Source organism: Micromonospora sp. NPDC047620 (assembly GCF_043205005.1).
Taxonomy (GTDB): domain Bacteria; phylum Actinomycetota; class Actinomycetes; order Mycobacteriales; family Micromonosporaceae; genus Micromonospora.
The window spans coordinates 260,060-268,550 of record NZ_JBIDDG010000010.1; the positions used below are offsets into that span (position 1 = coordinate 260,060).

Below are 8,491 nucleotides of genomic sequence, written 5' to 3' on the forward strand. Positions count from 1 at the left end.
ATGTGTCGGATCAGACCATCGGCGCCGTTGCCGGCCCGGGGCGGGCCGTCAGTGCGCACTGTAGTCGGCGCGGGTGCACGCCGGCACCTCGCCCCGGGCCGTCCCACCCGCCGGTCGGCCTACCGGCCAGTAGCCGACCTCCTGGCTCTCCCCCGCCTTCGGCGGCTTCCCGGTGACCGCCGCCCTGGCGTGGCCGAACAGGTTGACCACCGCGCCGGACGGCGAGTCCCAGTACTCCGCGGAGCCGGCGCGCACCTTGATCAGCGTGATCCCGGGGGTGTCCAGCCCGCCCGGGAACCAGGCCCTGAGCAGGGGGTTCCACAACTGCTCCGCCTTGGCCCGGTCGTAGCCCTCCCGCGCGGTGCCGGAGATCGAGACCCAGGCGTTGCGCTTCGAGTCGGAGAACGCGACGTTGACCTCCGGGTTGACCCGGATCTGCCGCACCTTGGCGGAGTCGGCGGACGCGAAGAACCAACAGGTCCCCGTCGAACTCCGCCTCCTGCAGGCCCATCGGCCGGCTCACCATGCGGCCGTCCACGTGCCCGGACAGAACGGACCAAACCTACTAACCGGTCATCGCACGCCAGCGCGCCAGGTTGTGCCGGGCGTCGACCAGCGCGTCGTGCCGGGCCGACGCGGCGTCCGGCAGCGGCGGCCGACCCCGGTCGTCCCAGAGCTGCCGCAGCTCCTTGGTGAACCGGGGGATCTCCCGGGGCAGCGCCGGCATCGCCCCCCACAGCTGCGCGAGGACCACGTGGTCGTACGCGGCGTACCAGGCCCAGAGCTCCAACTGCTCGCCCGGCCGGTCCCTGACCGGCTCGACGAGGAAGTCGTACAGCTCGTCGCGGATGCGCTCCCGCGACCGCCAGGCGCGGTCCGCCGGGGACGGCAGCTTGTCGAGCACGTTGCGGCGCACCCAGGGCACGGCCCGCGAGTCGTCGAACTCGGTCGACACGGCGTAGAACTCGCGGCCGTACTCGTCGACGACGCCGATCGACACCAGGTCGACGATGCGGCCGTCCTCGATGAACTCGCAGTCGTAGAAGTAGCGGTAGACCATCACCGCCATCCTCGCCCACGCCGGCCCCGTGCCGGCGACCGGGGTTGCCGCGCCCGGCCGCCGGCGGCACCGGGGCCCGCCGGCCGGCGGGCGCGAGGGTGGTCCCGCCCCCCGCGTCCGCCGACCGTGGTCGCCGGTGCGACCGGATCCGCCCCCGCCCCCCGGCGGTCCGTCCGGGAACCGGATCCGGCTCCCACGATGCCGGTCGCCGCAGCTCCGGAGTGTCACGGAAGTGATTTGAGGGGTGTACAGCAAGCGACAGGACAGTCATGATCTGATGTGTACCGCTACCGGACGCCGAACCGGTGTCAGTTCACCTCGTCGAGGGCCTTCAGGTTCACCCGGTGAGCGAGTTGTGGTCCTGGACCGGGGAGGGGTTGGGCCGTGGAGATGCGCCTGCCGGAGCCGGGTGACGCCCTCACGGGAGTGGAGATGTTCGCCGGGCTCGAGCCGGAGGTCCGGCAACGGGTCATCGCGGCGGCGGTCCCCCGGACGTACCGCAAGGGTCAGTTGCTGTTCGTGGAGAACGACCCCGGCGAGTCGCTGATCGTGCTGCGCCGGGGCGCGGTGGCGGTCTTCCGCACCGCGCCGACCGGCGAGCGCGCGGTGCTGTCGGTCATCCGCCCGCCCGACGTGCTGGGCGAGGTCTCCCTGCTCGACGCGTCCACCCGCTCGGCCTCGGCCGAGGCGATCGAGGACTGCGCGGCGCTCGCGCTGTCGCGGGGCGCGTTCATGGAGCTGGTGCACTCCAACCCGCGCATCCTCGACGCGGTGATGCGCTCGCTGGGCGGGCTGATCCGCCGGCTCACCGAGCAGAACGCCGACCACGTCTTCCTGGACCTGCCCGGCCGGGTGGCCAAGACCCTGGTGCGGCTGGCCGGCGAGAGCCAGGCCCCGATGATCACGATCGAGCTCAACCAGAGCCAGCTCGCCGAGATGGCCGGCGGCTCGCGGCAAAGCGTCAACCAGGCGATCGGGTCGTTCGCCAACCGCGGCTGGCTGCGCACCGAGGGCCGCCGGATCGTGGTCACCGACGTCGCGGCGCTGCGCCGCCGCGCCGGCATGAACGACCGCTGAGGCGTACGCGCCCAGCTCGCCTCACCGCCCCGCCAACGCGGAAAGGGGCCGAATCGGTTGCTCCGGCCCCTTTCGCTGGTGCGGGGCGTCAGGGCGTGGCGCTGCCCGGCCCGGCCCAGTTGGTCGTGCTGCCCGGACCGGCCCACTCCGTGCCGTCCTTGCTGCCGCCGCCGGACTGCTCGCTGACGATCCCCTGCGCCTGGAGCGTCGCCAGCGTGGCGGCGTCCACGTCGACGGAGTCGCCCGCGAAGTGGCTCACCCCGTTGCTGTCGGTCCAGTCGCTCTGCAGCATCACGTACACCATCGGGCGTCCCCCTGTGGTCGTTGTTCGACAAATCAGCCGCCTGACTGTAGCCGCAGGACCGGCCGGTGGACTGTCCACAAGCCAACAGCCCGGTACCCGACAGCTGGGGCGGCGGCGATACTGGCACCGGGACGGCGCCGACCCCGGTGCCGGCGGGACCGCCAGTGGAGGGTGTCATCGCCACGCAGTGTGACCGCTGTGGACGCACGGCCGCCGCCGGCGACCGCTTCTGCGGCGGCTGCGGCAACGAGCTCGGCGCGGTGTGTCCGCACTGCCTGCGCCCGCTCGCCCGGGACGTGGCGTTCTGCACCTCCTGCGGCGCGCCCCGGCCGGGCACCGACCGGCGGGCGGCGCCCCCGCAGGAGGACCGCCGCCGGGTCAGCGTGCTCTTCGTCGACCTGATCGACTTCACCCCGTACGTCGAACGGGCCGACCCGGAGCTGGTCCGCGGCATGCAGACGGGGTTCTTCTCGGCCGCCCGCCGGGTCGTCGGGCAGTACGGCGGCGTGGTGGAGAAGTACATCGGCGACGCGGTGATGGCCCTGTTCGGCGCGCCGGTGGCGACCGAGACCGACGCGCTGCGCTGCGTCCGGGCCGGCCTGGAGCTGCAACGGGTGCTGACCCGGTTCACCCCCACCGGCGCGGACGCGCTGCGCTTCCGGGTCGGCGTGGCCACCGGCGAGGCGCTGGTGGACGTGGCCGCCGCCCGCGACGGCGGTCAGGCGATCGTCGCCGGCGACGTGGTCAACACGGCCTCCCGGATGCAGTCCGTCGCGCCCCCCGGCGGGGTGCTGGTCTGCGGCACCACCTACGCGCTCACCCGGGACACCATCCGCTACTCCGAGCAGCCGCCGGTCATGCTGCGCGGGCGGTCCACGACGACCGAGGTATGGCTGGCCCTCTCCCCCGTGCGCCGGCAGCCGACCGACCGGCAGCCGGACACGACGCCGCTCATCGACCGGGAACACGAGCTGGGGATGCTGGTCAACGCCCTGCACCGGTCGCTGCGCGACCGGCGCCCCCAGGTGGTGACCGTCTTCGGCCGGGCCGGGCTCGGCAAGAGCCGGCTGGTGCGCGAGCTGTACCGGCACGTGGACCGGCTGGTCGACGAGCCGCTGACCTGGCGTACCGGGCGGTGCCCGCCGTTCGGCGAGAACGTGACGTTCGCGGCGCTGGCCGACATCGTCAAGGCCGAAGCCGGCATCCTGGACACCGACCCCGCGTCGACGGCCGCCCAGCGGCTCGCCTCGGCCGTCGGCGAGCTGGTCGGCCCCGGTGAGCGGGAACGCCTCGTGGACGCGCTGCGACCGCTGGTCGGCCTGCCGGGCACCCCACTGCCGGCCGAGGAGACCGAGTCGGCGTGGCGGCGCTTCCTGCTGGCGCTGGCCGCGCGCCGGCCGACCGTGCTGGTCTTCGAGGACCTGCACTGGGCCGACGACGCGATGCTGCGCTTCGTGGAGCTGCTCGGCGCCGCCGCCCGGGACGTGCCGCTGCTGCTGCTCTGCACCGCCCGGCCGGAGCTGGTCGACCGGGACCCGAGCTGGGCGGGGACGATCACGGGCTCGGTGACCATCACCCTGCCGCCGCTGCGGGACACCGGCATCGCCTCGCTGTACGCCCACATGTTCGGCCAGGCGGCGTTCTCCGCCGACATGCTGACGCCGCTGGTGGAGGTGGCCGGCGGCAACCCCCTCTACGCCCACGAGTACGTGCGGATGCTCATCGAGCAGGGCGCGCTGCGCCAGTCCGGGCGGGGCTGGTCGCTGGAGAAGCACCTCGACCTGCCCATGCCGGAGAGCGTGCACGCCGTCATCGCCAACCGGATCGACCTGCTCGACACCAAGGAGCGCACGGTGCTGCTGGCCGCCGCCGTGGTGGGCGTGCAGTTCTGGCCGGGCGCGGTGGCCGCCGCCCTCGGGCAGCCCGTCGAGTCGGTGGAACGCGCGCTGCGCCGGCTGGAGCAGCGCGACTTCGTGCACGAGCAGGCCGCCTCGACCATGGCGGGGCAGCCGGAGTACCGCTTCCGGCACGTGCTGGTGCGCGACGTGTGCTATCAGCGGCTGCCCCGCACCGAGCGGGTGGCGCGGCACGAGCGCACGGCGGAGTGGCTGGACACGCTGTCGCAGAGCCGGGACACCGACCTGGCGGAGGTGCTCGCCCACCACCGCTGGGCGGCACACGAGATCGCCCGGACGCTGGGCATGGACACCGCCCGCTACGCCGGCACCGCCCGCGCGGCGCTGCACCGGGCGGCCCGGCGGGCGTACGCGCTGCACAGCCTCGACGTGGCGGCGAGCCACGCGGGCCGGGCGCTCGGGCTGGCCGACGAGTCCGACCCGGTCGGCCGCCTCCAGTTGGAGCTGCTCAGCACGGAGATCTCGTTCTACCGGGACGGCAACGCCTTCCTCTCCGGCGGCGGCTCCGAGCAGGTGCAGGCGCTCGCCGACCGGCTGCTGTCGCACGGCGACGACGCCTGCGCGGCGCGCGCCTGGACGCTGCTCGGCCAGGCCGCGTGGCTGCGCGCCGACCGGGCCGCCGCGCTGGCCTGCCTGGACCGGGCCGTCCAGCTCTTCGCCCCGCTGCCCGACAGCCCGCAGAAGGCGGACGCCTACGCCGAGCTGGGCCGGCTGCACATGCTCAACTACGAGCGGGACCCGGCGGTGGCCGCGGCGGACCGGGCGGCGGAGATCGGCGAGCGGCTGGGGCTGACCGAGACCCGCACCAACGCCCGGATCACCTCCGCCACCGCCCGCTACCAGGCGGGCGACCGGTCGGGCCTGGACGAGCTGCACTTCATCGTCGAGGTCAGCCGTGCCGGTCAGCTGATCGCCCTGCCCCGCGCCATCCAGAACCTGGCGTACGCAGTCCGGGAGGAGGGCGACTGGCTCCGTTCGGACGCGCTGCTCTCGTCGTCGCCGGCGCGTACGGCCAGCGGGCAGACGCTGACCACCAGCTACTCGGCGGAGGCGATGCGGGCCTGGTTCGACGGCGACTTCGGCCGGCTGCTCACCGCGGCCGAGGCGTTCGTGGACACCCCCACGGGAAGCTGGGACATGCAGGTCCGGGGCCTGCGCTCCTGCCTGCTGGTCCTGCGGGGCGAGCCGGTGCCGCCGGCCCGGTCCCCGGCCGACCCCGCCACCGACGACGTCGCCGCCGCGCTCGACGCCGCCCGGCGCAGCGGCTTCCACCGGCTGCACTGGACCATGCTGGCGATGGGCGCGCTCTGCCGGGCGTTGCAGGGGCGCCGGGACGAGGCGGCGGCGCTGATCGACGAGCTGGCCACCTCCTGGTCGGCGGTGCCCGCCCTGGCCAGCGGCGAGTGGATCGCGGCGGCCGCCTACGCGGCCAGCCTCGCCGGGCGGGACACGGCCGCCCGGGTGCGCGCGATGCTGGACCGGGTGGGCCACCGTACGCCCTGGTCGGAGGCGGCGCTGCGGACGGTGACCGGGGCGCTGGCCGCCGCGGACGGAGACCACCGGCGGGCCGCCGAGCTGCACCTGGCGGGCGCCGAGATCTACGCCGGCATCCCGGACGTGACCGACCGGATGCTGGCCCTCACCTTCGCGGCCTTGGAGCTGGAGCGGGCCGGCGAGCCGACGGCGGGCCGCCCGGAACTGGCCGAGCTGCGCGCCTTCGCGCTGCGCAACGACGCGCCGGGTCTGCTGGACCTGCCCCGCCCACCGGCGGCTCCCGCCGATCCCGCCCTGGCCTGCTGACCCGCCGCCGCGCGGCGCCTGCGCGTCAGGCGGCGACCGGTTCCCGGGGGGTGGGGTCGGCCGGCTGGGTCTTCAGCTTCTGGGCGTACGTGTCGACGTACTCGCGGCCGGAGAGCTCCATCAACTCGTACATGATCTCGTCGGTGACCGCGCGCTCGACGAACCGGTCACCCGTCATGCCGGCGTAACGCGAGAAGTCCAGCGGCGCGCCGAACCGGATCCGCACCCGGGCGATCTTGGGGATCAGCTTGCCGGGCGGCTGGATCTCGTCGGCGTTGAGCATCGCCATCGGGATCACCGGGGCGCCGCTCTCCAGTGCCAACCGGGCCACCCCGGTCTTGCCGCGGTAGAGCCGCCCGTCCGGCGAGCGGGTGCCCTCGGGGTAGATGCCGGCGATCCCGCCGGCGCGCAGCACCTGCAACTGGGTGTCCAGCGCCGCCCTGGCCGCCCGGCCGCCGGAGCGGTCGACGGGGATGGTGCCGGAGCCGACGAAGAACATCTTCGTCAGCCAGCCCTTGATGCCCTTGCCGGTGAAGTATTCGGCTTTGGCGATGAATGTCACTTTTCGCTTGACGATCAACGGCGTGAAGATCGAGTCGGAGAACGACAGGTGGTTGCTGGCGAGGATCACCGGACCCGCGTCGGGCACGTGGTGCAGCCCCTCGACCTGTGGGCGGAAGATCAGCCTCAGCCACGGGCCGAGGATGACGTACTTCATCAGCCAGTACAGCACCGGTGTCCTTCTTCTGGAGGGGGGGGGTCGCGACACCCGCGCCGCCGGGGCGGACCGGGTCGCCGGGCGGGGCCCGGCGACCCGCGCGGGCGCTCCCGGCGGGCAGGCGACGTCAGGGATGAGCCTACGAACGGGAGCGGCGCGCCACAACGCACTCCCGGAACCGGGTCCCGACGTGTCACGATTCAGCCAGCGTTGGCCGTACGGCCCCATCCGGCTCCGTACGGCCCAACCCGTCTGACCTCGTCTCCGTCGCTGCGCGGTCCGGCTCCGTGCGGGTCCGTCGCCGGTCATCCGGGTCCGTCCTCTAGCACCGGCCCTAGCAGCTAGGGCCGAGGCCTCACGTCAGCCCAGGCCCTGCCCGTAAAGGTCGAACCCGATCTTCGTGACCTGGGCCAGGTGCTGCAGGTTCGCTGGAGCACCTTCCAGCAGATCCCGGCCCCGGCCGAGCAGCGACCGTACCCAGCCCTTGTTCGGCTCGTCCTTTGCGGCCTCCCGCTCCAACTCCGAGGCGACCATCTCGTACTGCGGCTGCTGGTCTTCCGGGAGCAGCCGACCGAACTCCCGCAGCGCCTCCGCGAAGACGACCAGCACCTGACCGTCGTTCGTGTTGGTCTGGTTCTGGGCAACGTCCCGGTTCGCCACCGCGAGCTGGCCGCTGTTGTTCCCCATGATCGTGACGCTGACGCCCGCGCCGTCGCCCCGGTTCAGGTACTTCACCACTCCCCCATACTGCTCGACACACTCAATCCCGGCCGGCTCGGTGGCCGGGGCCTCGTCGGTCCCGCCCAGCAGCCGCCGCTCCCGTAGGAACCGGACCGCCTCCACCAGGTCGGCCGCGCTAAACTGCACGCCGTTGAACCAGCCGTACGGGCTGTTGACGATCTCGGCGATCTCGGTCGACTCGCCGTTCGCGTCCCGCTCGTAGACCCAACGCAGAACGGCGTCCCGGCAGGCGATGCGACGGGTCCGGTTGTCCTTGCGGCGCTCGATCCGCGCCACCGCTTCGCGCTGGCCCGATTCGGAAAGCCACACGGGCAGACCCATCCCGCCGCTGCCGAAAGTCCTCGCCCCGTCATTGAGCAGCCCAGCCTCTTCGAGCGCAGCCACCGCCACCTCGACGTGCGGCTCGACCAACGGCGCGAACTCCTCGACCCCCACCACGGTCATCATCTCGGCCACCGACGGGACGCTCGACGGGTTGTCCTTGGAATAGGCGTGACCCCAGTCCAGCAGCCAACCCGCGACCAACTCCAGCTCCGAACCGGTGACGGCACCACCCCCCGCGCTGCCGCCTGCCTTTGCCTCCGCGTTGACCGGAACCCGTACGGGGGTCTTCGCCACCTCCCGCTCAATCTCCCGCATCATCTGCCGGATCCCCTGCTTATTGATCTTGAACCCGCTCGCCATGCGGTCCCCCCGGATCGCTAGTGGTCACATCGACCAGCACGGTACTCCCGAGGGCGACACGAAAGGCCGCAACACGAACGACGCTCCAAGTTGGGCTTAGAGCGACCGGCGATAGGTGTTACCTGAGCCTGCGGGTGGTGGGGCGTGTGTCCCAGCGGTAGAGGGTGCGGGCGCGGTAGATGAGTTGACGG

At 73.1% G+C, this 8,491-nt stretch carries 7 protein-coding genes; 2 read left to right on the plus strand and 5 right to left on the minus strand.

From position 1 onward, the window contains the following. Positions 1–48: 48 nt before the first annotated feature. Positions 49–444, minus strand: a complete 396-nt coding sequence (locus tag ACGF5C_RS15115) for a pyridoxamine 5'-phosphate oxidase family protein (RefSeq protein ID WP_393301638.1) — start codon at positions 442–444, stop codon at positions 49–51. 121 nt (positions 445–565) lie between these two features. Next, a complete protein-coding gene (locus ACGF5C_RS15120; RefSeq protein ID WP_393301698.1) occupies positions 566–1,060 on the minus strand; it encodes a polyadenylate-specific 3'-exoribonuclease AS in 495 nt (164 codons plus the stop codon). A 384-nt stretch (positions 1,061–1,444) separates the two neighbouring features. Here ACGF5C_RS15120 and ACGF5C_RS15125 point away from each other — a divergent pair, with 384 nt between their 5' ends. Then, entirely contained in the window at positions 1,445–2,137 is a 693-nt protein-coding gene (locus ACGF5C_RS15125; RefSeq protein ID WP_350707996.1) for a Crp/Fnr family transcriptional regulator, read from the plus strand. 88 nt (positions 2,138–2,225) lie between these two features. On the opposite strand, the gene ACGF5C_RS15130 is transcribed toward ACGF5C_RS15125, so the two are convergent. Next, positions 2,226–2,429: a hypothetical protein gene (locus ACGF5C_RS15130; RefSeq protein ID WP_393301641.1), complete on the minus strand. Its 204-nt coding sequence runs from the start codon at positions 2,427–2,429 to the stop codon at positions 2,226–2,228. Between the two features lie 176 nt (positions 2,430–2,605). Here ACGF5C_RS15130 and ACGF5C_RS15135 point away from each other — a divergent pair, with 176 nt between their 5' ends. Next, positions 2,606–6,157 carry an ATP-binding protein gene (locus tag ACGF5C_RS15135; protein ID WP_393301644.1) on the plus strand — a complete coding sequence of 1,184 codons (3,552 nt, stop codon included), beginning with the start codon at positions 2,606–2,608 and terminating at the stop codon, positions 6,155–6,157. Between the two features lie 25 nt (positions 6,158–6,182). Here ACGF5C_RS15135 and ACGF5C_RS15140 read toward each other — a convergent pair whose 3' ends face one another. Both ACGF5C_RS15140 and ACGF5C_RS15145 read right to left on the minus strand, forming a co-directional pair. Further along, positions 6,183–6,890, minus strand: coding sequence for a lysophospholipid acyltransferase family protein (locus tag ACGF5C_RS15140; protein WP_393301646.1), 708 nt, complete (start codon positions 6,888–6,890; stop codon positions 6,183–6,185). A gap of 345 nt (positions 6,891–7,235) precedes the next feature. Continuing rightward, complete coding sequence (locus tag ACGF5C_RS15145) at positions 7,236–8,300, minus strand: hypothetical protein (protein WP_393301649.1); 1,065 nt, start codon at positions 8,298–8,300, stop codon at positions 7,236–7,238. Positions 8,301–8,491: the final 191 nt, after the last annotated feature.

Bases quoted from the DNA above. Each gene is read 5' to 3' on its own strand.
- ACGF5C_RS15120 (WP_393301698.1), bottom strand. From the start codon at position 1,060: ATGGTCTACCGCTACTTCTACGACTGCGAGTTCATCGAGGACGGCCGC.
- ACGF5C_RS15130 (WP_393301641.1), bottom strand. From the start codon at position 2,429: ATGCTGCAGAGCGACTGGACCGACAGCAACGGGGTGAGCCACTTCGCG.
- ACGF5C_RS15145 (WP_393301649.1), bottom strand. From the start codon at position 8,300: ATGGCGAGCGGGTTCAAGATCAATAAGCAGGGGATCCGGCAGATGATG.